This is a genomic window from Roseobacter sp. (genome assembly GCF_045106495.1).
In the GTDB taxonomy this organism is placed as follows: Bacteria; Pseudomonadota; Alphaproteobacteria; order Rhodobacterales; family Rhodobacteraceae; genus Roseobacter.
In genome coordinates, this window is sequence record NZ_JBGCEQ010000024.1 from 25,982 (window position 1) to 52,391 (window position 26,410).

Below are 26,410 nucleotides of genomic sequence, written 5' to 3' on the forward strand. Positions count from 1 at the left end.
CGTCAAAGCCCGTAGATCCCGGCAAATTTATTTTTGAGATAGGCCAGTAATGGCGTTTCAGATGGTTGTGCGCCTGTCGCGTTGGCAATCACATCGCGCGGTTCATAGAGGCCCCCGTGAGTCTGAACATTGTCGCGCAACCAAGCCGTTGCAGCGGAGGTGTCACCCTGTGCCAGATTTGCGTCAAGATTTGGCAATTCCGCACGCATGGCATCGTGCAAACAGCCAGCATAGACATTGCCTAACGTATAGGTCGGGAAATAGCCAAAAAGCCCGACAGACCAATGCACATCCTGCAAAACCCCATTCGATGGCTGATCTACGGCGAAGCCGAAATCGGCTAGGAATCGGTCGTTCCAGGCCGCTTCGAGATCCGCAACCCGCAGATCATCCGACATCAATGCGCGTTCCAGATCAAAGCGCATCAGGACGTGCATGTTGTATTGCAACTCATCCGCTTCGGTGCGGATAAACCCATCGGACACGCGATTCACACAAGCGTAAAACGCATCTGCATCGGGAATACCGAAATCACCGAATGCATCACGCATCTCGCCATAGAGCCATCCTGTAAAGGCGCGGCTGCGGCCAATCTGGTTTTCATAGATGCGGCTCTGGCTCTCGTGGACACCCATCGAGACACCCTGCCCCAAGGGCGTCAGCAGATAGTCATGGTTGATGTTTTGCTCATAGGTGGCGTGACCTACCTCGTGAATTGTGGAGTAAAAACAATTGAAAGGGTCGGTCGGATTGGTGCGCGTGGTGATCCGCACATCCAGCCCCGAGCCAGAGCTGAAAGGATGCACAGCTTTATCAATCCGACCATGCTGCATGTCGTAACCAAAACTCTCCGCCAGCTTGCACGTCAACTTCATCTGGGCGGCATCATCAAACTGCCCGGTCAAACGCGCGGGGGCTTCAGCATCCAGAACCGCCGCACGCAAGGACGCGAGCTCAGGCCGCATCGTGCCGAACATGGTTTCCAGTTCCGCGCCGGATGTGCCCGGTTCATAGTCAGACAACAAAGCGTCATAGACATCACCGCCATCCGCCAAACAATGTCCCTCCTCACGCCTCAGCGTGATCACCTCTTTCAATGTCGGCGCAAAGGCCGCGAAATCATTGGCCGCCCGTGCATCGGCCCAAACCCCCTGCGCATTGGAGGTCACGCGCGCAATCCTGGCGGCAAGAGCGGCAGGCACTTTGCTGGCACGGTCATAGCTACGCCGGATGTGACGCAGTTGAGCCTCAGCTGTTTGATCCAAGGCCATACCCTCAAGGCTGTCCAACCAGTCCGCGACCCTCCCATCGACACGGCGGGCGTGCAGTACGCTGGCGATTGCCGCGCATTCTTCCCCGCGTTGTGCGGCGGCGCCGCGGGGCATCATCGTCTCCTGATCCCATTCCAGACGTCCGGCAATCTGCGACAATGCCTGTGTTTCGCGGGTGAATTCCATCAGATCATCATAGGCTGACATGCAGATTATCCTCTCAACGACGTGGCAATGGGGTAGCCGCTCAGGAAGCGCGCGCGCAGGATCAGCACCCAAAGGATGACGGCCATCACCTGGTGCAACAAGGCGATATGCACCGGCGCACCATAGAGCACCGTCGCAATCCCAATCACCACTTGCAAGGCGATGGCCGCTATGACGGCATTGAAAGCAAATCGCGTGTTAGGGTGGGCCGATTGACGTCCACGCAGCCAAACCACAAGTGCAAAAGCCGCCAGCAGATACCCGGTCATACGATGAATGAATTGCACCAGCCCCGGGCTTTCAAAGAAGTTACACCAGACCGGGTCCAGTACAAATGCGCTTGCCGGGAAAAACTGCCCCCCCATCAACGGCCAATCGGTATAGCTGCGCCCCGCGTCAATCCCCGCGACCAGAGCACCAATCAGGATCTGCAGAAAAGCAAAATGCATCAGACCGGTCGACATGCTCCACTGTTTGGCTTCTTTGGCGCGCCGGGCCTGCATCAGATCCCGGGCGGAGCGGCCCATCTCCATGACGTACCACGCAATGAATCCCAGGATGACAAAGGCCAGACCCAGATGGGTGGCCAATCGGTAGCTTGCTACATCCGTGGTGCCTTCGCCCTGCGTCACACCGGAGGACACCATCCACCAGCCAATGGCGCCCTGAGCGCCGCCCAAAACACCCAGCAACAGAAGTTTGGGCGTCCATCCGGTCGGAATCTGGCGACGCAGCGCAAACCAACCAAAGCCAGCTGCCCAGACCAACCCGATCACACGACCCAATTGACGATGCCCCCATTCCCACCAATAGATGACCTTGAAATCGTTCAATTCCATCCACTGGTTCTGAATTCGAAATTCATCAATCGCCTGGTACTTGGCAAATTCGGCCTCCCAGTCAGCCGCATTCATAGGTGGAATAGCACCGGTGAAGGGGCGCCATTCGGTAATGCTAAGCCCGCTGTCTGTAAGCCGCGTCAACCCACCCACAGCGATCATCACAAAAACCAAAGCGAAGAGGATCATCAACCAGATGCGGATCGCGCCTCTTGCGCCCCCGTGCCCTTGATCAATCAGTCCGGGTTGCACCACGGTTCGGGTTGCCTCCACGCTGTCCACCTCTTCGAAAAGCTTTCGCTTACCGCTCATCTCTGCGTCCTTGTCTTTCTCTGGCGCTGCATACCTAGGCCCTGCACGCGGCTGCGTCCAGCGCGTCTAGTCGTCGCGCATCTTCCAACGCACCAGTTGACGCATCACGCCGTGCATCATTTGAACATCCGCACGTGTCAGAGGCATCCTGCTCCACATATTGCGCAGATTGGTTTTCATCGATTGCGCCTTATGCGCTGGAAAGAAAAAACCTGCCTCCTCCAGACGGTCTTCATAATGCTGGGCGAGGTGTTCGACTTCTGCGGTTTCTGCCCAGACCGTCCCGGCCATTTCGTTCGTTTCATGGGTCACACTCCCTACGGCCCGCTGCCACTCATAGCCCACGAGCAAAACGCATTGTGCCAGATTGAGCGAAGCAAACTGTGGGTTGACGGGCACGGAAATGATCGCATTGGCTTGGGCGATATCGCTGTTTTCCAACCCCGCCCGTTCTGGCCCAAAGAGCACCGCGACACGTTGGCCCTCCGCGATTTTTCTGGCGGCCAGTTGCATGGCAGCTTCCGGGCTGAAAACCGGTTTCGTCAGATCGCGCGCGCGGGCAGTGGTGGCAAAGACAAAGGAGCAATCGCCAATCGCAGCAGGCAGCGCGTCGCTGAGTTGTGCGTTATCCAGCACCCGGCCTGCGCCACTGGCCATGGCCACCGCATTTTGATTGGGCCAGCCATCGCGTGGTGATACGATCCGCATTCGGTCCAACCCAAAATTCCACATCGCCCGCGCCGCAGCCCCAATGTTTTCGCCCATTTGCGGGCGCACCAGCACAAAGGCAGGAATGTCGGGATTTTCGATGGGAAGGCTCATAACGCCTCATAGGGCGACACTTGCCTGCTCGCAAGCGAGCGGTCTGGAATTTGCGCGACAATTTTACCCAGCAGGCATAAAAGTTTTCATTTCTCGCAGCTTGCGTTACTGCTCGGGCAAAGACTTCCAAAGGATCCTGACCATGGACACGCCTGAGCACCCTCAGCTTTATCTGATCACCCCGCCCGATTTCGAGTTGAGCAGCTACCCCGATGTTCTGGCCGCAGTACTTGATGCTCATACTGTCGCCTGCGTTCGTTTGACCCTTGCTACCCGCGACGAAGATCGACTGTCGCGCGCGGCCGATGCCCTACGCGAGATCACCCATTCCCGCGACATCGCCCTGGTGATGAGCGATCACACCGTTCTGTCCGACCGTCTCGGGTTGGACGGGGTGCACCTGACCGATGCGGCGCGGTCTGTGCGTGAAACCCGCAAAAAACTGGGCGACGAGGCCATCGTTGGCAGTTTCTGCGGAACGTCACGCCACGATGGCATGACCGCAGGCGAAGCAGGCGCTGATTATGTGAGCTTGGGCCCAGTCCAGGCTTCGGCTCTGGGCGATGGCAGCTTTGTGGATATGGACCTCTTTAAGTGGTGGTCTGAAACCATCGAAGTTCCGGTTGTGGCCGAAGGCGCTCTGGATGAGGCGATGGTCAGAAAACTGACGCCATTTACCGACTTTTTTGGCATTGGCGATGAAATCTGGAACACCGATGACCCGGTCAGTGCTTTGAGCAACTTGGTCAAAGCCATCGGTTGAGGGTCACAGAAACACGCGCTCTACAAACCAATAGGCCCCGACCAACGCGATGATGCAGGAGGCCGGGACGGCAATGCGGGCACGGTACCAGTCTTTGCGAGCAAACCATCCGACGCAAGCAAAGGCGATGGCAATGACCGTGAGTTGCCCGACCTCGACACCCACATTGAACCCGATGAGCGCGGGAATGAACTGGTCCTCCGGCAATCCGAACTCTCCCAGAACGGATGCAAACCCCAATCCATGCAGGAGCCCAAATCCGAAAATGACAAACGGCCGCCAGGGGTTGAGACCCGAAGTGAATATGTTTTCAACGGCGACAAACACAATCGAGGCGGCAATCAAAGGTTCCACCACGGCTGGGTTAATCGCCACGAGACCCAGAGCGCCAATGGCCAGTGTTACCGTATGTGCCAAGGTAAAGGCGCTGACCTGCCAGACCAAAGGGCGCAGTCGTGTGCTAAGGAAAAAGAGACCCAGAACGAATAGGATGTGGTCGAGCCCTTTGGGCAAGATGTGGTCAAAACCCACGGGAATGTATCCGAAGAAAGCCTGCATTGGGGTTTGTGCACCACCGCCCGCAGTGGCAATCGCGGGGCTGCTCTCCCCCCCCGCCAGATAACCTGTGTAAGGGTCTTCGACCCCTTGTTGCCGCAAGACCAAAGCGCCCGACCCCAGCGGCCAATTGACCGTGATCGTATCCGCCCTCTCTGGGAGGCGTGCCGTCATTCTAAGCACAGAGATGCGCGGCAGTTCTGCGTCCAGATCGCCCGGCACTTCGACGCCGCTGATGGTGAATTCCAACGCACTACCTGCAACAGCCAAGGGCGCGTCGTTCCAAAGGACGAGCAACTGTGGCGCTTGGTCTGCCAATGCACCTGCGCTTAGGCCGCGCAGTGTCTTGTAGACATCACCTGCATCATCGTCATCGGTGTTTTCGACGGCATCCAAATCGATGCCTGCCAAAAAGGACTCCAGGTTGATCCGCAACTCCAGAGTAATGTTTTCGCCGTCGACAATCGTCATATCAGCGATTGTGGGCACAAGCTCATGAGCGGCACCCCGCGACGCAAATGTGCCTACGGCAACGGTTGACATTGCCAGCAAAAGCAACAGCTTTGATAAAAGATGTCCGACAGGTGAAGTCATCATGTTCTCACGTTTTCTAATCTGTGTGTTACTGCTAACCGGATCGTCAGCGGTTGGCCATGAATTCTGGATCGACCCGGAGAAATATCAAGTGGATCCCGGCGACGCGTTGGTTGCTGATTTACGCAATGGTCAGAATTTCAAAGGCACCGCACTCGCGTGGTTTGACAACCGCATCGCCCGGTTCGAAATGGCACAAGACGACGCGTTAACACCTGTTGAAGGGCGTATGGGAGATACGCCCGCCCTTAGTATAACCGCTCCGGAAAACGGCTTACTGGTCATCCTACACGAAACGGCGCCGTCTTCTTTGACCTATAAAGAGTGGGAAAAGTTCCTGAAATTTGCAGCACATAAGGATTTCGCCACCGCGGCAGAGGATCACGTGGCCGCAGGATGGCCGCAGCAGGGTTTCCGCGAAAGCTACACACGCCACGCCAAATCACTGGTAGCCGTCGGCGACGGGCGGGGAGCCGACCGTGCCTACGGGTTGGCCACAGAGTTTGTTGCCCTGACCAATCCCTATGAGCCAGAATTTGACAACCTCATGCAGGTCCGGGTCGACTATGCCGGTGCAGTCCGTGCCGATGCGCAGGTCGAAGTTTTCGACCAATCTCCAGACGGCACTGTCGCAATAACGCTGACCCGGACAGATGCCTCGGGTGTCGCAAACATTCCAGTAACGGCGGGCCATACATATCTTCTTGATGCTGTGGTGCTGCGCCCCAGCGCGCAGGCTGGCACCTCAGAAAACGCGCCCGTATGGGAAACGCTATGGGCTGCGATGACTTTTTCGGTCCCGCAATGACACGGGCTTGAACCCGTTGAGTTTCCCGGTCAAAAGTCACCCATGACAGCAAAACCTGACATTCTGTGCATAGGATCGGTGGTTTGGGAGGTGATCGGGCGTTCGGGGAGCGTCATGCGACAGGGATCTGACGTGCCGGGGCGCATTACGCGTTTGCCAGGCGGTGTTGCCATGAACATCGCCATGACACTGGCGCGATTTGATCTGACGCCTGCGCTTCTGACGGCCATTGGCCGCGATCCCGAAGGAGATGAACTGATTGCAGCTTGCACAGCGCGGGGGATGATCACAGATACGGTCTACCGATCAGAAGACTTGCCAACCGATGTGTATATGGCAGTTGAGGGGGCCAATGGCCTGATCGCCGCGATCGCCGACGCGCATTCGCTGGAAGCCGCCGGCGCAAAAATTCTGGCACCGCTTTCTAATGGGCGCGTCGCAACCCCTGAAGCCCCCTTTTCGGGCCTCGCGGCACTTGATGGGAACTTGACCTTGTCCCTGCTGACCGAGATCGCCCAAAGCCCGCTTCTGGGTCAGGCAGACTTGCGGGTCGCGCCCGCATCCCCAGGCAAGGCAGAGCGGCTCAGCCCCTTTGTTCAAAGCGGGCGCGGCACGCTTTACGTCAATCTCGAAGAGGCGGGCCTCTTGTGTCAGACAAGTTTTGACAATTCCCAAGACGCTGCAGCCGGGTTGTTGAAACGCGGCGCTGCACGCGTGTTGGTCACCGATGGCGGATCAGATGCCACGGAAGGACGTCCAGACGGCATCCTGACCCAAACCCCACCACAGGTCCTGGTCACGCGTGTCACCGGCGCTGGCGATACCTTCATGGCCGCACATATCGCAGCAGATGCCTTTGGTGCCAGACCAGAAGACGCCTTGCGCCGTGCCCTCAGCGCCGCCGCCACATATGTTTCGGGAGAAACCCCCTATGACTAACCTGCCTCTCGTCCATTCCGCCGAAGTCATCGCCGCAAAAGCGTCCGACAAACCCATTGTGGCATTGGAAAGCACGATCATAACCCACGGGATGCCTTTTCCCCAAAACCTCGAGGTTGCCCGCCAGGTGGAAAACGACATTCGGGCGAGCGGTGTCACCCCTGCAACCATTGCCGTCCTCGATGGCACCTTGCAAATTGGTCTGGATGAAATCCAACTGGAAGCGCTGGCGCAGGCCCGTTCCGTGGCGAAATTGTCGCGCGCTGATCTGGCGGCCTGTTTGGCGACCGGTGGCACTGGCGCCACCACGGTTGCCGCCACGATGATCGGCGCCAATCTGGCAGGCATACCAGTATTCGCAACCGGTGGCATCGGCGGGGTGCATCGGGGCGCTGAAGACAGTTTTGACGTATCGGCAGATCTGATGGAACTGGCGCAAACGCCTGTCACTGTTGTGGCCGCAGGCGCCAAGGCAATTCTGGACGTCGATAAAACACTTGAGGTTCTGGAAACCCAAGGCGTACCGGTCATTGCAGTGGGTCAGGACGCTTTCCCAGCTTTCTGGAGCGCCACGTCCCCGCTGAATGCCCCCCTGCGGATGGATGAACCGGCCCAAATCGCGCGGGCCCATTTCATGCGTATTCAGCTCGGCCTGCCAGGCGGACAGCTGGTCGCCAATCCAATCCCGAAAGAAGATGAAATTTCGGCTCAGGTCCTGGCACCGATCATTGCGCAGGCGCAGGCGGATGCCGATTCTCATGGGATCAGGGGCAAGGCTGTGACACCTTATCTGTTGCAGCGAATTTTCGAACTGACCGACGGCCGATCCCTAACCGCCAACATCGCGTTGGTCCGCAACAATGCGCGGTTTGCGTCTAAAATTGCATCGGAACTCACCAACCTCTCCCGCACCACGGGAATTTGACCAGATCAACGGCTAAAGCCATTGTGATGCGCCTTTATTGCGCATACCTACGACGAGGACCGTTAGAGATGCGTTATGAATACCCCGTTTGATCCCGAACCTCCCACGACAAAACGCAGCCTGTTCAGTGCGCTTCGCGCTTCCTTTCTGACAGGCTTGGTGGTCATTGCTCCCGTCGGCCTGACCATCTGGCTGATCTGGTCGGTGGTTGGTTGGATTGACGGCTTCGTTCTGCCCCTCGTGCCTGGGTCTTACAAGCCCGACAAGCTGTTGCAGGATTTGTTGGGTCTGGATCCGGAAATTCAGATCGACATCCGCGGCATTGGTGTTGTGATCTTTTTGGTGTTCACCGTCATTGTCGGTTGGATGGCCAAAGGTTTTCTGGGCCGGTCCTTCATTCGGTTCGCCGAAAGCCTGGTGGAAAGGACACCTGTGGTACGCTCGATCTATTCGGGCATCAAACAGATTTCAGAAACAGTTTTTGCCCAATCCGAACGGTCATTCGAACAGGCTTGTCTGATCGAATACCCCCGGCGTGGCATCTGGGCCATTGGCTTTATCTCGACAGATACCAAAGGTGAAATCGCCGCCCGCGCCAATAACGCAAACCCCATGGTCAGCATCTTTGTGCCCACAACGCCAAACCCCACCTCGGGCTTTTTGCTATTCTTCCCGGCTGACGACGTGATCTTGCTGGACATGACGGTGGAAGAAGCCGCCAAACTGGTGATTTCCGCAGGCCTTGTCTATCCTAACGGCAAAGATCCCAGTGCCCCACCCGAACCGTAGTCCTGCGCGTTACTGAAACATCTCAACGAGATCGACAGAGCTGCGTTTGTTGAGGTCAGCCTTATGATGGGACAAAAACGTTTCAGCCGCATTTTGACCTGCTTCTTTCAAACGTGACAGGGTGAAGGGCGTTGGCACCATCTTTGTGGCCACCGAAAGCTCGTTCATTAGGGCATCATCCGCGACCATATGGATCAGCACGCGGCTTTTCTGCTCCGTGCTCAATTCCCCGCGCTCGAGCAAACGCTGAACGAACTCAATGGCTCGTAATTCACGCAATAAAGATGAATTAAAACTGATTTCATTGATTCTGTTTTGGATCGCCTGTGCGGTACGAGGCAAATCAGTGCGCTCCAGTGGGTTGATATTGATGATCAGAATGTCATCCGGCAAGGCAGGATTGAACAGCGGGAAGAGTGCGGGGTTGCCGGTATAACCGCCATCCCAAAACGCCTCCTTGGCGCCCGTCTCGGCATCCTCCACTTCGACGGCTTGAAAAACGGTGGGCAAACAGGCGGACGCCAGAATCGCATTGGTGCTGATTTCACTGTCCTTGAACACGCGAACTTTGCCATTGCGCACCCGCGTTGCACAAATGAAGAGGCATGGCCCCTGCCCGCCCTCTTCATGCACGGCATCGAAATCGAATTGCTCGACAATGGGCCGCAGCGGGTTGCTGTAAAAGGGACCATAAGAATAAGGAGACACCGCCCGCGACCAGGCATCCGTCGCCATGACGGGCCAGGAATACTCAAGCGCTTGGCTGAATTCTGAAAGGGAAAAAGGGTGCATCCACGCCGGCAATTGAAGGTCAGGTCGTGCGCCTACTTCGCGCCAGAGCCAATCCAGCTTCTCGCGCGCGCCTTGCTTGCCGCCTTCGATCATGCCTGCTTTGAGGGCAGCGCCATTCAACGCGCCCGCAGATGTGCCGGAAATGGCAGAAATTTCAACGTCCTTCTCGCAAAGCAGTCGGTCCAGCACACCCCAGGTGAAGGCACCATGAGCCCCACCCCCTTGCAGCGCCAAATTGATCTTTTTAACAGCCATGGAACGTCCACTCCTTGAGCTCGATTGACCGGCAAACTTGCCTGTCGGAGGCAAATAAACCCTTACAGCGCCGTCCAGCCACCATCGACACTGATCGTCGTGCCTGTGATTTGGGCCGCGGCATCAGAACACAAGAAAGTCGCCGTGCCACCCATCTGTTCAACGGTTGCGAATTCCTTGGAGGGTTGCCGCGTCAGCATCACGTTCTCAATCACCTCCTCGCGGCTCATATTGTATTCCTTCATCGTATCGGGGATCTGCTTTTCCACGATCGGTGTCAGAACATAACCAGGGCAGATCGCGTTGGCGGTAATGGGCTCCTTGGCGGTTTCCAGAGCCGTTGTCTTGGTCAAACCGACCACGCCATGTTTCGCGGCAATATAGGCCGCCTTGAAAGGCGACGCGGTCAAGCCATGAGCCGAAGCAATGTTGATCACGCGGCCCCAACCGGCTGTGCGCATCATGGGCAGAGCAACGGCCGTTGTATGGAAAGCCGACGACATGTTGATGGCGATGATGGCGTCCCATTTCTCTTGCGGGAAGTCCGGGATCGGGGCCACATGCTGAATGCCGGCATTATTGACGAGGATGTCACATTGACCTGCGTCCTCGACCAAACGACGACATTGGTCGCCTTTGGACATATCCGCTTGAATGTAGCGCGCGTTGACGCCGGTTTTGTCACCGATCTTTTTTGCCAAAGCGTGATCTTCTTCGGCATCGGTGAAGGAGTTCAACACGATATCCGCGCCAGCCTTTGCCAATTCCCATGCAATGCCCAGGCCAATACCGGAATTCGACCCGGTGATAATGGCTGTCTTTCCAGCCAGCGAAATTTCATATGCCATGACCCTGTTCCTTCTGCCTGGACTAAATGCTGCATTGCACACATCATGCCTTGCTGCGCGTGCAAAGGAAACGGTCTTTTCAAGTTAGGATTGGAACCCGTTGGTTGTAGAAGACGGGCTAACCTGCAACCCTGCGCAGCATACTTGCACCAAGGCGCAGCCAAAAAAAACGCCTGCACAAGGCAGGCGTTAAGTTATTGAGGCAGGTTTCATACAGGCAAGAAACCTATCGAGCAGTAACGTCTTTATAAGCAATCTCGCGCCGCTATCCAAGCTAAAAGTTTGATAAGACGCAAATACCTCGGTAGTCTGAGATCCAAGAAAACAAGGGCAGCAGGGGATTGTCTCCAAAATGACTACGAATTTTTTCCGCGTCCTTGAGCGGATCATTGCCACTTGCATGGTGATTCTCTGGGCCGGCATCGCACCTGCAGAACCCCAACACGGGATATCTATGTATGGGACCCCCGATCTGCCACCTGATTTTGTGTCTTTGCCCTACACACGGCCCGATGCGCCGAAGGGGGGGCGCATCACTCTGGGCAACACGGGGGGGTTCGACAGCCTCAATCCTTTTGTGCGCAAAGGCACCGTGCCATGGCAGCTCAGTTTTTTCACCCACGAGTCCCTGATGGGGCGCTCCTGGGACGAGCCCTTTACGCTTTACGGGCTCTTGGCCGAATCGATTGAAGTGCCAGACGACCGGTCTTGGGTTGAATTCAAGCTTCGCGAGGAGGCAAAATTTTCAGACGGTTCGCCCGTCTCGGTCGATGACGTTATCTTTACATATGAGTTGTTGGGAACCGAGGGACATCCCAAATACCACAGCCTTGCACGGCAGATAGACAGCATTGCGCAGACCGGTCCCCGGACCGTGCGCATCGATTTCAACACGGACAATCGCGAATTGGCTCTGCTGGCCGGCATGCGTCCGATCCTCAGCCGCGCGCAATGGCACGACCGTGATTTCGCCAATGCGCCGCTGGTCGACATCCCTCTTGGTACAGGACCTTATGTCGTGTCGGACTACGAAGCCGGACGATTTGTGCAACTGATGCGCAATCCCAACTATTGGGGTGCACAGATCCCGTTTCGTCGCGGCACTCATAATTTTGACGCCATCAAACTGGATTTTTATGGCGATGCTGCGGTGTTATTCGAAGCCTTTAAAGGCGGTGATATTTCCGCTCTGCGCGAATTCAACGCCGAGAAATGGGTAACACAATATGATTTTCCCGCGATCAGCCGGGGCGATATTGTGAAAACCGAGATCGCACATCAGAAACCGTCAGGCATGACCGGATTTGTCATGAACACCCGCAAGCCGCCATTTGATGACTGGCGCGTGCGCGAAGCGATGATACAAGCGTTCAATTTCGAGTACATCAACGACACGCTAACCGGCGGCGCGCAACCTCGTATCACGTCCTATTTTTCGAACTCATCACTTGCAATGCACACGGGGCCTGCCGACGCGGCAGTCTCTGCGCTGCTCGCGCCTTTCGCCTCCAGCCTGTTGCCTGATACATTGGAAGGATATGAACTGCCAAAGACAGATGGCTCGGCCCGCAACCGCAAGGGCATCCGCAAGGCCATGGCGCTGTTGGCCGAGGCGGGATGGTCGCCTCAGGATGGGGTCATGCGCAATGCAGATGGGCAACCGCTCAAGTTCTCCATTCTGCTGTCTCAAAACAGCAGCGAAAACATCGCCATCGCCGATCTCTATCTCGCTGCCCTGACACGGCTAGGGATCGACGCCAGTATCGAAACCACAGACAGCGCACAATATACCGCGCGGACCAATACGTTCGATTTTGATATAACGATTTACCGCCGGGCGCTGTCCCTTTCCCCCGGCAATGAACAGCGGTTCTATTGGGGTTCGGAAGCGGCCGACCAGCCCGGATCGCGCAATTGGATGGGTGCCGCGTCGCCCGCAATCGATGGCATGATCGAGGCGATGCTCTCAGCCACAGATGAGACTGATTTCAACGCTGCCGTACGTGCCTTGGATCGGGTTTTGACATCAGGACGATATGTGATTCCGTTCTGGCAGTTTACCACGGGCCAGATTGCCCACGTCAAGGAAATGAAGCACCCGGATATCTTGCCGATTTATGGCGACGGCCCGAATTTCATGCCGGAAGTGTGGTGGTACGATCCGTCGTAATACACTGGCCTAGGTCAGCGAGGTCACCCAGAGGATGTTCGCGTCTTCTTCGCTGACAGAAACTACATTGTGACCCATCGTTGCATCATAGTAGGCGCTGTCGCCACGCCGCATTTCAATTGGTTCGTAAAACTCGGTGAAAAGCCGGATGACGCCTGTGAGAACATACAAGAACTCCTCGCCGTCATGGCGCACCCAGCCTTCGAATTCCTCAAGTGTGCGGGCACGCACCCGGGCACGGTAGGGTAACATCTGCTTTTTCGTGAGCGTTTCAGCCAATAGTTCGTGCTCATACGTTACGGTTGCCTGCGCCGTACCCTGACCGGACTTCGTCACCGCCAAGCGGCCGTTGATCTGACCGGCACGCGGTGGCGTGAAAAGCTGAGGCACCGAGATTTCCAGGCCCACGGCCAGTTTCTTGAGCGCATCATAGGTCGGCGACATCTGCCCGTTTTCGATCTTGCTCAGCGTGGATCGGGCCAAACCCGCCTGGCTTGCGGCCTGCTCCAGCGTCCAATTGCGTGCTTTTCGCAACTCGCGCACGCGTTGGCCCAAGTCCACGGGCTTGCTAATTTCTTCGCCACCGTTTTGGCGTGCAATTTGGATGAGTGTTTTGGGATCAGCTGACGTCATGGACCAGCTATAAAGCCAAGCACTCCGGCTTGCAACGCACGCCACTCCGGGCTAGCACGCGCATATGCGATCCATCTTCAATCAAGGTTCTCTTCCGCCCTGCCCGGCTCCCTTCAATATGGCCGCTTATGTTTTGGCAAAAGGACAGAAAACGCCGGACAAAGAGGCGCTTCTGATCCTTGGTCCGAACGCCTCGAAAGCATGGACCTTTGCAGCTCTGGAAGCGGCTGTGCGCGGCACGGCAACAGGCTTTTCCGACTTGGGGTTGGTTCCCGGAGATCGGGTGTTGATGCGACTGGGCAATACAGTAGATTTCCCATTGGCTTATCTGGGCGCACTTGCCGCAGGTCTGGTACCGATCCCAACCTCCTCTGCGCTCACCGAATATGAGACCGCAGCCATCATCGCAGAAACCACACCCAAACTGATTCTGCGCGACACCTGTGTTGCCTGCCCGGATCATGCCAGCATTCTGCCCCTGGGAATGCTGCGTGATTTCCGCACGTTGGACCCCGCTCCCTATCATCTGGGCGACCCTAACCGCCCTGGGTACATCATCTACACGTCCGGCACATCCGGGATTCCACGCGCAGTAGTTCATGCACACCGCGCGATCTGGGCGCGGCAGATGATGTTTACGGGATGGTACGGGTTGCAGCCAAAGGATCGGGTATTGCACGCGGGCGCTTTCAACTGGACCTATACACTCGGCACCGGTTTGATGGATCCTTGGACCATGGGTGCAAGTGCTTTGATCCCGGCAGCCGGGACACCCAGCACCGCGCTGGCGGCGCAAATTTCACTAAACAAAGTGACTATTTTTGCAGCTGCACCAGGTGTTTATCGACAACTCCTGAAGTCATCAGAACCTTTTGACAATCACCAGCTACGCCACGGCCTCAGCGCTGGGGAAAAACTGTCAGCCAGACTGTCCGAAGCCTGGACCGCGCTGACCGGCACCGAAGTGTTCGAAGCCTACGGCATGTCGGAATGTTCAACCTTCATTTCCAGCGCGCCGGGTCAAACCCGTTTACCTGAAACGCTGGGCCGCCCCCAACCAGGGCGCCACATCGCTTTGCTGAACGAGCATGGCCCGGTCCCGATCGGTGAGGAAGGTACCATTGCCGTACACCGAGATGATCCCGGTCTGATGCTGGAGTATCTGGATGCGCCCGACGCAACCGCAGCCCGGTTTCAAGGAGACTGGTTTGTCACTGGGGATCAGGGTGTGATGGCTGAAGACGGGCAAATCACTTATCTCGGTCGCAACGATGACATGATGAACGCCGGTGGTTTCCGGGTTTCGCCGATCGAGGTTGAAACTGCCTTGTCCACGTTGCCGAGCATCAACGCCGTGGCTGTGACAGATGTCGAGGTCAAGGAAGATGCCCGGGTGATTGCCGCTTTCTACACCGGCCCCACAGCACTGGACGATCAAGTTCTACATGCTTATGTCACGGATAAGCTGGCGCGCTACAAGCAACCGCGCCTTTTTGTTCACCTGCCTGAGCTACCGACGGGGGCGAATGGGAAAATTCTGCGGCGCAAGCTGCGGGACATTTATGAGGCGTCCATATGACCGAAACCATTAAACTCGACATCATGTCCGACCCGATTTGCCCTTGGTGTTACATCGGCAAAGCCCATCTCGACAAAGCGCTGGCGGACATACCCGATCACCCCTTTGTCATTGAATGGCATCCTTTTCAGCTGAACCCGGATATGCCGCCAGACGGAATGGACCGGCGCGCCTATCTGGAGGGAAAATTTGGCGGTAAGGATGGTGCAGTGCGTGCCTATGCCCCCGTGGTAGAAACTGCGCAGAAGGCGGGATTAAAGATCGACTTCGAGGGTATGAAACGCACTCCCAACACATTGGATGCGCATCGTCTGATCCATTGGGCGGGCATTGAAGGGCGTCAGACAGCGGCGGTGTCGGCGTTGTTCGAAGCCTACTTTGTCGAAGCGCGCGACATTGGTGATCACGATGTTCTGGCGGACATCGCCGATGGCATCGGCATGGATGCAGCTGTGGTACGCAAACTGCTGAAATCTGATGCCGACATGCAGGACATGCGTGATCGAGACAACCACAGCCGGTCCATGGGCGTGAATTCGGTGCCAACCTTCATCGTCGCCAACAAACATGCGGTCCCAGGCGCCCAGCCTCCAGAGCTGTGGGCAAAGGTGATCGAAGAGCTTTCAACGAATTCCTAGCCTGCTTGGAGCGCCTTGCAAAAATGAGAGACATACTGTGTGAAAATGTGAGATTGTTTGCACTTCAACTCTGGGTTAGAACTTATTGACCGGCGTACCTGTCTGTACATCCGGGTGGGGGTTCTAGAGTGTCGCAACCGGTATCGCAGCCCGCTATAGGGCGCGTTGAATTCATCGCACTGATGGCAATGATGTTTGCCACCATTGCTTTTTCAATTGATGCCATGCTCCCCGCTTTGCCCGACATTGCAAGGGAACTCACACCAGAAGATCCACTGCGCGCGCCTCTGATCATGACATCCTTTGTACTGGGAATGGGAATCGGAACATTCTTCACGGGACCTTTGTCGGACGCCTATGGACGCAAACCCGTGATGGTCTGCGGCGCAGCCATCTATATTGGCGCATCTGCGGTGGCATGGGCCAGTTCATCCTTCGAAGTGGTCATTGCTGCACGTATTGTCCAAGGGCTTGGTGCTGCTGGTCCTCGCGTTGTGTCCTTGGCCGTCATCCGTGATCTCTTTTCTGGTCGTGAAATGGCTAAAATCGTGTCCATTGTGATGATGATCTTTACGCTTGTTCCCGGCGTCGCCCCCACTTTAGGGTATCTTATTGTCTCCACCAGCAGTTGGCGTGGAATCTTTATCGCCTTTGTTGCTTTTTCAATGATTTCAGTGGTTTGGATGATAATTCGGATGCCAGAAACTCTTGTCCGCAGTGACCGTCGCCCGCTGAAACCGCGGCTGTTGGCGGCCGCCGTTCGGGACATGTTCGCGCACCCGATTGTGCGGCTATCCATTATTGTTCAAACGCTCTGCATGTCGATGCTGTTCACCGTGTTGATGATGATCCAGCCCATTTATGAACAGGTCTATGACAAACAGGATACTTTTCATTTGTGGTTCGGTGGCATCGCCCTTGTTTCGGCGATTGCCAGTTTTCTAAATGCGATGCTGGTGGTCCGTTTGGGCATGAGGCGGTTGATCACCGTGGCTCTGGCGATTCAAATTGCTTTGTCCACAGTAATTCTACTGCACGGCGAAATGATGGGGACCAGCGTCTTTGCCCTGTTTGCGCTTTGGCAGGCTTACGTGTTCTTTCAAGCTGGCTTGACCATCGGGAACCTGAATGCGATCGCGATGGAACCGATGGGGCATATTGCCGGCATGGCGGCCAGTGTCATCGGCGCTGTTTCAACAGTACTGGCTGCGGTAATTGCCTCCCCGATCGGGCTACTTTTTGATGGGACAATCCGCCCTTTGGTTAGTGCTGTCCTGGTGATGGCGGTGATGGCTTTTGTGCTGATGCAGTATATGGGTCGCATCGAGGAGCGTTTGCCCGCCGAGTGACTAGCTGGCCTTGGCCTTTCGCGCTTTTTTCTCGGCGATCACCTTTTCCGCCAGATCGCGCGCAAGGGCGAAAGCCCCTTTGATCTTGTCATTGTCTGCTTTCCAGTCACGGCGCACCACAATTTTGTTGTCCTTGACCTTGGCCAACCCGCGTTGATCCTGAATGAACTCCACCAGGCCCTTGGGTGAGGCAAATTTATCTTTGTGGAACTGAATCGTGGCGCCTTTGGGCCCACCGTCCAGTTTGGCGATGCCCGCGCGCTTGCACATCGCCTTGATCCGCACAACGAGCATCAGAGTATTGACCTCGCGCGGCAGTTTGCCAAAGCGGTCGATGAGTTCCGCCGCAAAACCTTCCAACTCGACCTTGGTCGACAGGCCGCTGAGCCTGCGGTACAGTCCCAGCCGCACATCCAAATCCGGCACAAAGGCTTCGGGGATCAGAACCGGCACGCCAAGATTGATTTGCGGTGCCCATTGATCATCGGCATCGCTCAGCCCTTCCATCTCGCCCGCGCGGATCTTCGCAATCGCCTCCTCCAACATGGATTGGTAAAGCTCGAAACCCACATCGCGCATCTGACCGGATTGCTCTTCGCCCAGTAGATTGCCAGCCCCACGAATGTCCAAATCTTGCGAGGCCAGCGTAAAGCCGGCCCCTAATGTGTCGAGGCTGGACAGCACCCGCAGACGCTTTTCCGCCGTATCCGTGAGTTTGGTGCGCGGTTTTGTGGTCAGATAGGCATAGGCGCGGGTCTTGGACCGCCCGACACGCCCCCTGATCTGATACAACTGCGCCAGTCCAAACATATCAGCCCGGTGCACCACCATAGTGTTGGCAGTCGGGATGTCGAGACCGGATTCCACGATGGTCGTTGCCAGGAGAACGTCGAATTTGCCATCGTAAAAGGCATTCATCCGGTCGTCCAATTCGCCCGCTGCCATCTGTCCATGCGCCACAACATAACTGAGTTCCGGCAGTTGATCTTTGAGGAATTCTTCGATTTCCGGCAAATCGGAGATGCGCGGCACCACGTAGAACGACTGACCGCCGCGATAGTGTTCGCGCAAAAGCGCCTCGCGCAAGGTTACTGTGTCGAATTCGCTGACATAGGTGCGGATTGCCAACCGATCCACTGGCGGCGTGCCAATGATGCTGAGATCGCGGACGCCGGTCAGGCTCAACTGCAAGGTCCGGGGGATCGGCGTCGCCGTCAGGGTAAGAACATGAATGTCCGTTCGCATTTGCTTGAGGCGCTCTTTGTGTGTCACTCCAAAATGTTGCTCTTCGTCAATCACCAGCAGGCCGAGATTCTGAAATCGTATGCCCTTGGCAAGAAGCGCATGGGTCCCAATCACGATATCCACCGTGCCGCGCGACATTCCGTCTCGCGTAGCGTTCGCGTCCTTGGTGGAGACGAACCGACTCAACTGCCGCACATTGATAGGGAAACCGCGAAAGCGTTCTGAAAAACTCTTGTAATGCTGTCGTACCAGCAGGGTCGTCGGCGCGATCACAGCGACCTGCGTGCCAGACATTGCTGCCACAAATGCCGCGCGCATGGCCACTTCCGTCTTGCCAAAACCCACATCGCCACAAACCAACCGGTCCATTGGATTGCCGGAGGTCAGATCGTCGACCACATCGCCGATTGCGCGCAGCTGATCGTCGGTTTCCTGATAAGGAAAACGCGCGGAAAACGCATCCCACATGCCTTCAGGGGGTTCCAACACAGGGGCTTTGCGCAGCGCCCGTTCAGCGGCCACCCGGATCAACTTGTCAGCAATCTCACGAATGCGCTCTTTGAGCCGGGCTTTCTTGGCCTGCCAAGCGCCACCGCCCAAACGATCCAAAAGACCCTCATCATGCCCGTATTTGGACAAGAGTTCGATATTTTCCACCGGCAGATACAGTTTCGAGTTTTCGGCGTATTCCAGCAAGATACACTCGTGAGCTGCCCCAGCCGCCGTGATCACCTCAAGTCCCTTGTAGCGGCCAATGCCATGATCCACATGGACGATGAGATCGCCAGGGCTCAGCGATTGCGTTTCGGTCAGGAAATTCTCAGCTCGGCGCTTTTTCTTGGCGCTGCGGATCAGCCGATCACCCAGAACATCCTGTTCGGAAATGACGGTCAAACCAGGGGCTTCAAACCCGTGTTCCAACGCCCACACCGCCAAGTGCAGTCCGCGTTTTCCCACCCGCGTGACGTTGGGTACAGGAACAGCTTCCGCCAATCCCTCGTCTTCAATCAACCCCATCAAACGTTCGCGCGCGCCCTCAGAATAGCTGGCAATAAGCACCGGCCCATCATTCATTTTCACTTTAATATGGTCTGCCAATGCACCGAAAAGACTTATCGATTCCTGCTGCCGTTCCGGCGCAAAATTGCGACCAGCACGCGCACCGGCGTCGATCACACCCAATCCCGTGGGCTGAGGTAATCCAGCCAGCTTCAGAACACGGCGATCCTGAACAACGGCCTCCCAGGCCGCATCGTCAAGATACAACCCGTCAGGAGGGCTGGGTTTATATACGCTGTCCATCTTGGAGCGATGCGCCATGGCAAGACGGCGGGTCTCGTATTGATCTGCAATAGTCTCCCATCGCGCCAGCCTTATCGGCGTGACCTGATCATCCAGTGTCACCACCGCCTGCGGCACATAGTCGAACAGAGTTTCGAGCTTTTCATGGAAAAAGGGCAACCAGTGCTCAGCCCCTTGATGCTTACGCCCAGCGCTGATCGCCTCATAAAGCGGGTCATCGGTACCAGCGGCACCAAACTCTATGCGATAATTCTGCCGAAATCGTGTTATCGCTGCCTCATCCAGAATGACTTCCGACACAGGTGCCAGTTCGACCATGTCCATTTTTTCGGTTGTACGCTGTGTGGCGGCATCAAACCGGCGTGCGCCGTCGAGCACATCGCCAAAAAGATCAAGCCGTACCGGTCCAAGATCACCCGGTGGGAAAATATCGATGATCCCCCCCCGAATGGCGTAATCGCCTGGTTCAGTCACTGTCGGGCTTTGCGCGAAACCCATACGCACAAGAAAGTTGCGCAAGGCCGTTTCATCCAAGCGATTGCCGACGCGTGCTTTGAAGGCTGCATCCTTCAGGGTCGCGCGCGCCGGCACGCGCTGGGTTGCTGCATTCAGGGTTGTGAGCAAAATGAACTGCGCCGGCATACCATGCACCAACGCTGCCAGCGTCGCCATCCGTTGCGCCGAAATGTCCGCATTGGGCGATACCCTATCATAGGGCAAGCAATCCCAGCCTGGAAAAACCACAACCGGCATGTCGGGGGCAAAAAACCGCAGTGCCGCCTGCATGCCTACAAGCCGCTCGTCATCCCGGGCGATGTGCAGAACCGGGCCCGTCTGGCGTTCAAGCTCCGAGAGCAGATAGCGGGCGTCGAAGCCTTCAGGGACCCCTGAAACAGTGATATGAGATGGATCGGCCATGGGATGGTTCAATTGGCGTTCGCAGCGACGGTGTCAACCGCCCAGTGGACCCACGGAGAGATTTTGGTACATCCCCCAAAGCGCAGTGACGAAAATCGACAGCATCCCGGTGATTTGGACATATAGCCGATGCCGGGCCAGCCTGCTGTGCAACGGTACGCCGCGCAAATCTTCCTGCTGAATCAGCCGGGCGGTTGAAAGGGACATCAAACCGACAATCGACATCGGAAAACCCAGCAGGAACAAGGCTTGGGCAATCTCAACACGATAGAGAAAACCCAGCACACAAAGTGTTGTCAGAAAAAAGCACCCCAGCGCCAACAGCCATAGACCGGATACATTTGCGATATAAAGCAATCGGTTGGTATTGATCCGCACCAAGTCTTCGAGGTCCTGTTCGGCTTGTCCACCGTTGCGCTTGGCCCGCAACACCATGTCGTAGGGGACGCCGAGCACCCAATGGCTGGCCGAAGACCACAGCACCGCCAATGCGATCCAGAACCACAGGTTCGAAAAGGATCGCATGTCAATAAGTTCGAAAACGCTTTGATAGAAACTCAAGGGGATGACTTTTGTTGTTTTGACGGACCCTCTTAGCCTTGGTTTCCGGCAATTCCTACCCTTGGCTTGCGGAAAAATCCGTGGCAAGCAGGCAGTGTCACTCAAACTGGACATTTCAGACATGCGCCCCACCCAAGCCCCCTTCCCTGCAACCCGCCTGCGTCGGGCACGCCAAAGCCCGGCGATCCGGGCTCTGACGCGCGAAAACAGCTTGAGCGTGGATGATTTCATCTGGCCGGTTTTTGTACGTTCCGGCGAAGGGATCGAAGAACCGATCCCCTCCATGCCCGGTGTGTATCGCCGGTCTGTTGACAAAATCGTCGAAGCAGCGCGCGAAGCAGCGGACCTGGGTATTCCAGCAATCTGCATCTTTCCCTACACTGGGATCAATGAACGCACCGAGGATTGTGCAGGCGCATGGGACCCGGAAAACAATGCCAATCGGGCCATTCGCGCTGTCAAGGCGGCGGTTCCCGAAATCGCAATCATGACGGATGTGGCGCTGGACACCTATAACATCAACGGCCATGACGGCTTTGTCGAAAATGGGGAAATCGTCAACGACCGCACGGTGGAAGCGCTGGTCAAGATGACACTGGCGCAGGCTGATGCGGGCGCGGATATCATTGGACCTTCTGACATGATGGACGGTCGAATTGGTGCGATGCGCCACGCGCTGGAACATGCGGGGCATCAGAACGTGATGATCCTGAGTTATTCAGCAAAGTATGCATCCGCGTTCTATGGGCCGTTCCGGGATGCTGTCGGCGCTTCGGGTGCTTTGAGTGGTGACAAAAAAACTTATCAGATGGATCCCGCCAATGCGGACGAAGCCATTCGCCTGATTGAACGCGACCTGCGCGAGGGCGCGGATATGGTGATGATCAAACCCGGCATGCCCTATCTGGACATTTGTCGTCGCGTCAAAGACAGCTTTGGCGCGCCAACCTATGCCTATCAGGTTTCAGGTGAGTTCAGCATGATCCAGGCAGCGGCGGAGCACGGATGGATCAATGGTGAAAACACCATGATGGAGAGCCTGATGGCGTTCAAACGCGCGGGCTGTGATGGCATCCTGACATATTTCGCTCCCGCCGCCGCGCGATTGCTGAACCAATAGCGATATGCCGCGCAAGATCGCACGTTTCGGGTGACACCCAAGACCAATCGGCGTATGTTTGCCCATAAGCCGGAGTAACCGGCACACGAGCAACAAAATACAGGCGGACACAATGGATCATCCAAAACTCTCACGCAGGGTATTTACTCTGGGCGCGCTGGCCGGGGCGTCGGTAACGGCGGCATGTGGCAATGGCATCGGATCGTCAGGCGCTGCCACCATCGATGCGCGTGTCGAATCGACCCTGACACAGATGTACAACCAATTCCCCAACACGAAGAATCTGGCGGAAAAGGCGAACGGCATGTTGGTGATGCCGCTGATTACAGAGGCAGGTTTTGGATTTGGCGGCGCTTATGGTCGCGGAGCGTTGCGGGTGAATGATACAACTGTTGACTACTATTCGACAACGCAAGTGTCGGGCGGCCTGCAGATCGGCGGTCAGCAATATTCACATGTTCTGTTCTTCATGACCGAGGCAGCCCTGACCGAATTTCGCAGCTCGCCGGGCTGGGTCGCGGGCGGTGATGTTGAATACGTCTTCTCGGATGTTGGTGACGGCTTCAAGGCGGATACAACAACCACGTTGTCACCGGTGCTCGCGGCTGTATTCGGTCGCGCAGGTCTGCTGATCGGCGCAACGCTTCAAGGCACCAAATACACGCGCATCATTCCCTAAATGCAAAAAGGCGCTCTGCACGTTGCAAGCGCCTTTTCATAAACCGGTACAGGTATTAGCCGCCCGCTTTCAGGCGCTTGAACAGGCTCGACGTATCCCATCGGCCACCGCCCATCTTCTGCACATCCTTGTAGAACTGATCGACCAGTGCAGTGACCGGAAGACTTGCTCCCGTTTCATCTGCGGTGGAAAGACAAATCCCCAGATCCTTGCGCATCCAATCCGTCGCAAACCCATGATCAAAGTGATCGTCAAGCATGGTTTCGTAACGGTTGGACATTTGCCAGCTGCCGGCGGCCCCCTGGCTGATGACCTCTACAACGGCGCGACCATCCAACCCGGCCTTGTCGGCAAAATGCAAAGCCTCACTCAAGCCTTGAACCAGACCGGCAATGGCGATCTGGTTGCACATCTTGGTCATTTGACCCGCTCCGCTGTCACCAATGCGACGACATATTTTTGAGTACACTGCCATGATCGGTTCGGCCCGCTCGTAAGCTCCGCTCTCGCCACCGCACATAATGGACAGCGCCGCGTTCTCGGCACCTGCCTGACCACCGGAGATTGGCGCATCGACAAAGCTGATTTGTTTTTCATTGGCCGCAGCATAAAGCTCGCGGGTCACAGCTGCAGAAACCGTTGTGTGATCAACAAACACCGCGCCTGACGCCATGCCCGCAAAGGCACCGTCATCGCCCAGACATACCGAACGCAGGTCATCATCATTGCCGACGCAGGCCATCACGAAATCCGCACCCGCAGCGGCTTCCCGCGGTGTGTGTGCCATGGCTCCACCATGGGTTGTGACCCAGTCTTCTGCCTTGCTCGCCGTACGGTTGTAGACCGTCACATCATGCCCGGCCTTTTGCAAATGACCCGCCATCGGGCCTCCCATGACGCCCAATCCCAAAAATGCCAGCTTGGCCATATTGTTGCCCTTCTCTTTTTCCGTGTTGCGTTACGCTGTTGTCCTACCTAACAGTCAAGGCCCAAGGGTCAATAAGACGACAGATATTAGTCACGGAGCGCAGATGGGTCTGATCTTTAGATGGTTAATGCGGCTGGCAGCCACTTTGGTGGTCTGTGTCGTGCTTGGAGTGGTCATTGTCTACTACCTCGCCTCGCGGTCTCTACCTGAATACGACAAGGTGTTGGACCTCGACTACCTGATCGATCCGGTGGAAATTGTCCGTGATAACGCCAACGTTCCGCATATTTTTGGCGAAAACGACACAGACGTTTTCTACGCGTTAGGGTATGCGCATGCGCAAGACAGACTGTGGCAGATGACGATGCTGCGGCGCACGGTCCAAGGGCGCCTGTCGGAAATCCTGGGTCCTGCCACGCTGGAAACGGACATGCTGATCCGGCGGCTTGACCTCTATGCGCTAGCCGGCGCATCGGTGGATGCGCAAGATGAGCGCACCAAGCTTATGCTGCGTGCCTACGCGACAGGGGTGAATGCCCGCTTGGATGAGATCAATGCCAGCGCTTTGGGGCGCGGTGCACCGGAGATGTTCATTTTCAACGCGCCGGTTTCCGCGTGGCGTCCTTCGGACTCGCTGGCTATTGCAAAGCTGATGGGCTTGCAGCTCTCCGGCCATCTCAGTCACGAAGTTCTGCGTGCGCGAATGTCGCTCACGGTACCAGACCCAGATCGACTGGCTGACATCCTGCCTGATGCGCCGGGTAGCGGCCTGGCCGCCCTACCGGAGTACTCGCAACTGGTACCCGGCGTGAGACGTTTTGCAGCCGGAGAACCGCCGGAATCGCATCCGCTGTCGCCCTTTAATCCGCGTGGATTTGGCGGTGCGTCAAATGTCTGGGCTGCAGCGCCGTCGCGCTCAACCTCAGGAGGAACGCTACTGGCGAATGATCCGCATCTGGGTTTTACGGCACCTTCCATCTGGTATCTTGCACGGCTCAAACTGGAATCCGGCAGTGTGATCGGCGCTACAATACCCGGCATGCCCGTTGTTTTGAGCGGCCGCAGCGAGGCATTGGGATGGGGTTTGACCTCGGCGGGGATGGACGATCAGGACGTCTATATCGAACAAGTAAACCCGGACAACCCGGAAGAGTACCACACACCCGACGGTTTCAAAGCCTTTGAGAAACGCGGCTCCATCATCAAGGTAAAGGACGCCCAGCCCGTCACCATAACGCTGCGCTGGACCGACAATGGCCCCGTCCTGCCCAGTACGCAATATAATCTGGCCAGCATCACGCCACCGGGGCACGTGGCCTCGCTGGCCTGGACCGTTCTGAGCCCCAACGACACAACCATGACCGCCGCCATGCGCCTGATGGAGGCAAAGTCCGTGCGTGATGGGATCACAGCCATCGAGGATTATATTGCGCCTGCGCAAAACCTGATGCTGATCGACGGCGAAGAAATTGGCATGAAAATGATCGGCGCCATGCCACGCCGTGATGCCAACCATCAGAGCCAAGGGCGTTTGCCCACGCCAGGCTGGATCGAAGCCAATCGGTGGCAAGGACGTTTGCCCTATTCCGCCAATCCCGAGTTCATCTCGCCCAATGGCGGCATCCTTGGCAACACCAACAACAAAACCGTCGATCGCCCCTTCCCAAACCATGTTTCTTTTGAATGGGGCGACACCCAGCGCATCCAACGCTGGCAACGTTTGATGCAGGCGCGCGAAGTCCACACCCGTGACAGCTTTATCGAGGCGCAACTGGATACTGTCAGTTTCACGGCACGCTCACTGCTGCCTTTGATCGGCTCAGAACTTTGGTTCACAGGAGAGGCTGCACCAGAAGGGACGCCTCAGCGCCGACGCCAACGCGCGCTGACACTGCTCGCCGGGTGGTCGGGTGAAATGAACGAACATATGCCAGAGCCGCTGATTTACGCGGCATGGCTGCGCAGCCTGCAGGACCGTTTGGTACGCGATGAACTTGGCCCACTGGCCAACACGCTGACTCACGTGGAACCGCTTTTCATTGAACGCGCCTTTCGGGACATCAACGGCGCGGCCATCTGGTGTGACGTCATTCAATCTGCCCGCACAGAGACGTGCGCGGACATGGCGCAATTGGCGTTGGACGATGCTCTGATCTGGATTGAAGAAACTTGGGGATCGGACTTGGAAACCCTACGTTGGGGCGATGCGCATCAGGCTACGCATGATCATCAAGTACTGGGAAAGGTGCCGATCCTGAGGTTCTTTGTGAACATTCGGCAATCGACCAACGGCGGGGACAACACGCTGCAACGCGGGCTGACCCGTGGCACCGGGCCTGATCCCTTTCACAACGTGCACGGGGCTGCTTATCGGGGTGTCTATGACTTTGCCGATCCCGACAGCTCAGTTTTCATCACGTCAACCGGCCAGTCAGGTCATTTCCTGTCACGGCATTACGACGATATGGCACAGCTTTGGCGGCGTGGTGAGTACATCCCCATGTCACTGGATGAAGATCTGGCGCGCGCAGCGGCCGTGGGCGTGACGGTTCTGCGACCGAAACGGTAA

The 26,410-nt window shown here is 56.6% G+C and carries 22 protein-coding genes; 12 read left to right on the forward strand and 10 right to left on the reverse strand.

What is annotated here, in order from left to right:
- Positions 1 to 2 precede the first annotated feature (2 nt).
- The 3 genes from AB8B75_RS15860 to AB8B75_RS15870 form a co-directional block, all read right to left on the reverse strand.
- The gene (locus AB8B75_RS15860) at positions 3 to 1,478 is read right to left on the reverse strand and encodes a carboxypeptidase M32 (RefSeq protein ID WP_405363688.1); all 1,476 of its coding nucleotides are present in this window, start codon (positions 1,476 to 1,478) and stop codon (positions 3 to 5) included.
- A gap of 5 nt (positions 1,479 to 1,483) precedes the next feature.
- Positions 1,484 to 2,629: a heme A synthase gene (ctaA, locus tag AB8B75_RS15865; protein ID WP_405363689.1), complete on the reverse strand. Its 1,146-nt coding sequence runs from the start codon at positions 2,627 to 2,629 to the stop codon at positions 1,484 to 1,486.
- 66 nt (positions 2,630 to 2,695) lie between these two features.
- On the reverse strand, positions 2,696 to 3,451 hold the full coding sequence (locus tag AB8B75_RS15870) for an RNA methyltransferase (RefSeq protein ID WP_405363691.1): 756 nt from the start codon (positions 3,449 to 3,451) through the stop codon (positions 2,696 to 2,698).
- A gap of 142 nt (positions 3,452 to 3,593) precedes the next feature.
- Here AB8B75_RS15870 and AB8B75_RS15875 point away from each other — a divergent pair, with 142 nt between their 5' ends.
- Positions 3,594 to 4,214, forward strand: a complete 621-nt coding sequence (locus AB8B75_RS15875; RefSeq protein WP_405363692.1) for a thiamine phosphate synthase — start codon at positions 3,594 to 3,596, stop codon at positions 4,212 to 4,214.
- A 3-nt stretch (positions 4,215 to 4,217) separates the two neighbouring features.
- On the opposite strand, the gene AB8B75_RS15880 is transcribed toward AB8B75_RS15875, so the two are convergent.
- A complete protein-coding gene (locus AB8B75_RS15880; protein ID WP_405363694.1) occupies positions 4,218 to 5,366 on the reverse strand; it encodes a HupE/UreJ family protein in 1,149 nt (382 codons plus the stop codon).
- Between AB8B75_RS15880 and AB8B75_RS15885 the strand changes: the two genes are divergently transcribed.
- The 4 genes from AB8B75_RS15885 (at position 5,365) to AB8B75_RS15900 (ending at position 8,824) form a co-directional block, all read left to right on the forward strand.
- A complete protein-coding gene (locus tag AB8B75_RS15885) occupies positions 5,365 to 6,171 on the forward strand; it encodes a DUF4198 domain-containing protein (protein WP_405363695.1) in 807 nt (268 codons plus the stop codon). The genes AB8B75_RS15880 and AB8B75_RS15885 overlap by 2 nt on opposite strands.
- Before the next feature lie 42 nt (positions 6,172 to 6,213).
- Entirely contained in the window at positions 6,214 to 7,110 is an 897-nt protein-coding gene (locus AB8B75_RS15890; protein ID WP_405363696.1) for a PfkB family carbohydrate kinase, read from the forward strand.
- Positions 7,103 to 8,035 carry a pseudouridine-5'-phosphate glycosidase gene (locus AB8B75_RS15895; protein WP_405363698.1) on the forward strand — a complete coding sequence of 311 codons (933 nt, stop codon included), beginning with the start codon at positions 7,103 to 7,105 and terminating at the stop codon, positions 8,033 to 8,035. Before AB8B75_RS15890 ends, AB8B75_RS15895 begins: the two co-directional genes overlap by 8 nt.
- 75 nt (positions 8,036 to 8,110) lie before the next feature.
- Complete coding sequence (locus AB8B75_RS15900; protein ID WP_405363699.1) at positions 8,111 to 8,824, forward strand: DUF502 domain-containing protein; 714 nt, start codon at positions 8,111 to 8,113, stop codon at positions 8,822 to 8,824.
- 9 nt (positions 8,825 to 8,833) lie between these two features.
- Here the strand turns inward: AB8B75_RS15900 and AB8B75_RS15905 are convergent, their stop codons facing one another.
- The gene (locus AB8B75_RS15905; RefSeq protein ID WP_405363701.1) at positions 8,834 to 9,871 is read right to left on the reverse strand and encodes a patatin-like phospholipase family protein; all 1,038 of its coding nucleotides are present in this window, start codon (positions 9,869 to 9,871) and stop codon (positions 8,834 to 8,836) included.
- Positions 9,872 to 9,933: 62 nt separating this feature from the next.
- Positions 9,934 to 10,707, reverse strand: coding sequence for a 3-hydroxybutyrate dehydrogenase (locus tag AB8B75_RS15910; protein ID WP_405363736.1), 774 nt, complete (start codon positions 10,705 to 10,707; stop codon positions 9,934 to 9,936).
- A gap of 364 nt (positions 10,708 to 11,071) precedes the next feature.
- Here AB8B75_RS15910 and AB8B75_RS15915 point away from each other — a divergent pair, with 364 nt between their 5' ends.
- Complete coding sequence (locus AB8B75_RS15915; protein WP_405363702.1) at positions 11,072 to 12,889, forward strand: extracellular solute-binding protein; 1,818 nt, start codon at positions 11,072 to 11,074, stop codon at positions 12,887 to 12,889.
- A 9-nt stretch (positions 12,890 to 12,898) separates the two neighbouring features.
- Here AB8B75_RS15915 and AB8B75_RS15920 read toward each other — a convergent pair whose 3' ends face one another.
- Complete coding sequence (locus AB8B75_RS15920; RefSeq protein WP_405363703.1) at positions 12,899 to 13,522, reverse strand: helix-turn-helix domain-containing protein; 624 nt, start codon at positions 13,520 to 13,522, stop codon at positions 12,899 to 12,901.
- Between the two features lie 64 nt (positions 13,523 to 13,586).
- On the opposite strand from AB8B75_RS15920, the gene AB8B75_RS15925 reads away from it, so the two are divergent.
- From AB8B75_RS15925 to AB8B75_RS15935, 3 genes are all read left to right on the forward strand, one after another.
- Positions 13,587 to 15,101: a class I adenylate-forming enzyme family protein gene (locus tag AB8B75_RS15925; RefSeq protein ID WP_405363705.1), complete on the forward strand. Its 1,515-nt coding sequence runs from the start codon at positions 13,587 to 13,589 to the stop codon at positions 15,099 to 15,101.
- Positions 15,098 to 15,739 (forward strand): DsbA family oxidoreductase, encoded by a 642-nt coding sequence (locus tag AB8B75_RS15930; RefSeq protein WP_405363706.1) that lies wholly within the window; start codon positions 15,098 to 15,100, stop codon positions 15,737 to 15,739. The genes AB8B75_RS15925 and AB8B75_RS15930 overlap by 4 nt, the downstream gene beginning before the upstream one ends.
- Positions 15,740 to 15,867: 128 nt before the next feature.
- Positions 15,868 to 17,088: a multidrug effflux MFS transporter gene (locus AB8B75_RS15935; protein ID WP_405363707.1), complete on the forward strand. Its 1,221-nt coding sequence runs from the start codon at positions 15,868 to 15,870 to the stop codon at positions 17,086 to 17,088.
- Here AB8B75_RS15935 and mfd read toward each other — a convergent pair whose 3' ends face one another.
- On the reverse strand, positions 17,089 to 20,553 hold the full coding sequence (mfd, locus tag AB8B75_RS15940) for a transcription-repair coupling factor (protein WP_405363709.1): 3,465 nt from the start codon (positions 20,551 to 20,553) through the stop codon (positions 17,089 to 17,091).
- A 33-nt stretch (positions 20,554 to 20,586) separates the two neighbouring features.
- The gene (locus AB8B75_RS15945; protein ID WP_405363737.1) at positions 20,587 to 21,078 is read right to left on the reverse strand and encodes a component of SufBCD complex; all 492 of its coding nucleotides are present in this window, start codon (positions 21,076 to 21,078) and stop codon (positions 20,587 to 20,589) included.
- Between the two features lie 157 nt (positions 21,079 to 21,235).
- Between AB8B75_RS15945 and hemB the strand changes: the two genes are divergently transcribed.
- On the forward strand, positions 21,236 to 22,234 hold the full coding sequence (gene hemB / locus AB8B75_RS15950; RefSeq protein WP_405363739.1) for a porphobilinogen synthase: 999 nt from the start codon (positions 21,236 to 21,238) through the stop codon (positions 22,232 to 22,234).
- Positions 22,235 to 22,346: 112 nt separating this feature from the next.
- Positions 22,347 to 22,913 (forward strand): YSC84-related protein, encoded by a 567-nt coding sequence (locus AB8B75_RS15955; RefSeq protein WP_405363710.1) that lies wholly within the window; start codon positions 22,347 to 22,349, stop codon positions 22,911 to 22,913.
- A gap of 55 nt (positions 22,914 to 22,968) precedes the next feature.
- Here the strand turns inward: AB8B75_RS15955 and AB8B75_RS15960 are convergent, their stop codons facing one another.
- The gene (locus tag AB8B75_RS15960; RefSeq protein WP_405363712.1) at positions 22,969 to 23,841 is read right to left on the reverse strand and encodes an NAD(P)-dependent oxidoreductase; all 873 of its coding nucleotides are present in this window, start codon (positions 23,839 to 23,841) and stop codon (positions 22,969 to 22,971) included.
- Positions 23,842 to 23,944: 103 nt separating this feature from the next.
- Between AB8B75_RS15960 and AB8B75_RS15965 the strand changes: the two genes are divergently transcribed.
- Positions 23,945 to 26,410 carry a penicillin acylase family protein gene (locus tag AB8B75_RS15965; RefSeq protein ID WP_405363713.1) on the forward strand — a complete coding sequence of 822 codons (2,466 nt, stop codon included), beginning with the start codon at positions 23,945 to 23,947 and terminating at the stop codon, positions 26,408 to 26,410.

Coding starts and splice junctions, on each gene's coding strand:
- AB8B75_RS15860 (WP_405363688.1), bottom strand. CDS start 1,478: ATGTCAGCCTATGATGATCTGATGGAATTCACCCGCGAAACACAGGCA.
- ctaA (WP_405363689.1), bottom strand. CDS start 2,629: ATGAGCGGTAAGCGAAAGCTTTTCGAAGAGGTGGACAGCGTGGAGGCA.
- AB8B75_RS15870 (WP_405363691.1), bottom strand. CDS start 3,451: ATGAGCCTTCCCATCGAAAATCCCGACATTCCTGCCTTTGTGCTGGTG.
- AB8B75_RS15875 (WP_405363692.1), top strand. CDS start 3,594: ATGGACACGCCTGAGCACCCTCAGCTTTATCTGATCACCCCGCCCGAT.
- AB8B75_RS15885 (WP_405363695.1), top strand. CDS start 5,365: ATGTTCTCACGTTTTCTAATCTGTGTGTTACTGCTAACCGGATCGTCA.
- AB8B75_RS15880 (WP_405363694.1), bottom strand. CDS start 5,366: ATGATGACTTCACCTGTCGGACATCTTTTATCAAAGCTGTTGCTTTTG.
- AB8B75_RS15890 (WP_405363696.1), top strand. CDS start 6,214: ATGACAGCAAAACCTGACATTCTGTGCATAGGATCGGTGGTTTGGGAG.
- AB8B75_RS15895 (WP_405363698.1), top strand. CDS start 7,103: ATGACTAACCTGCCTCTCGTCCATTCCGCCGAAGTCATCGCCGCAAAA.
- AB8B75_RS15900 (WP_405363699.1), top strand. CDS start 8,111: ATGAATACCCCGTTTGATCCCGAACCTCCCACGACAAAACGCAGCCTG.
- AB8B75_RS15905 (WP_405363701.1), bottom strand. CDS start 9,871: ATGGCTGTTAAAAAGATCAATTTGGCGCTGCAAGGGGGTGGGGCTCAT.
- AB8B75_RS15915 (WP_405363702.1), top strand. CDS start 11,072: ATGACTACGAATTTTTTCCGCGTCCTTGAGCGGATCATTGCCACTTGC.
- AB8B75_RS15920 (WP_405363703.1), bottom strand. CDS start 13,522: ATGACGTCAGCTGATCCCAAAACACTCATCCAAATTGCACGCCAAAAC.
- AB8B75_RS15925 (WP_405363705.1), top strand. CDS start 13,587: ATGCGATCCATCTTCAATCAAGGTTCTCTTCCGCCCTGCCCGGCTCCC.
- AB8B75_RS15930 (WP_405363706.1), top strand. CDS start 15,098: ATGACCGAAACCATTAAACTCGACATCATGTCCGACCCGATTTGCCCT.
- mfd (WP_405363709.1), bottom strand. CDS start 20,553: ATGGCCGATCCATCTCATATCACTGTTTCAGGGGTCCCTGAAGGCTTC.
- AB8B75_RS15945 (WP_405363737.1), bottom strand. CDS start 21,078: ATGCGATCCTTTTCGAACCTGTGGTTCTGGATCGCATTGGCGGTGCTG.
- hemB (WP_405363739.1), top strand. CDS start 21,236: ATGCGCCCCACCCAAGCCCCCTTCCCTGCAACCCGCCTGCGTCGGGCA.
- AB8B75_RS15955 (WP_405363710.1), top strand. CDS start 22,347: ATGGATCATCCAAAACTCTCACGCAGGGTATTTACTCTGGGCGCGCTG.
- AB8B75_RS15960 (WP_405363712.1), bottom strand. CDS start 23,841: ATGGCCAAGCTGGCATTTTTGGGATTGGGCGTCATGGGAGGCCCGATG.
- AB8B75_RS15965 (WP_405363713.1), top strand. CDS start 23,945: ATGGGTCTGATCTTTAGATGGTTAATGCGGCTGGCAGCCACTTTGGTG.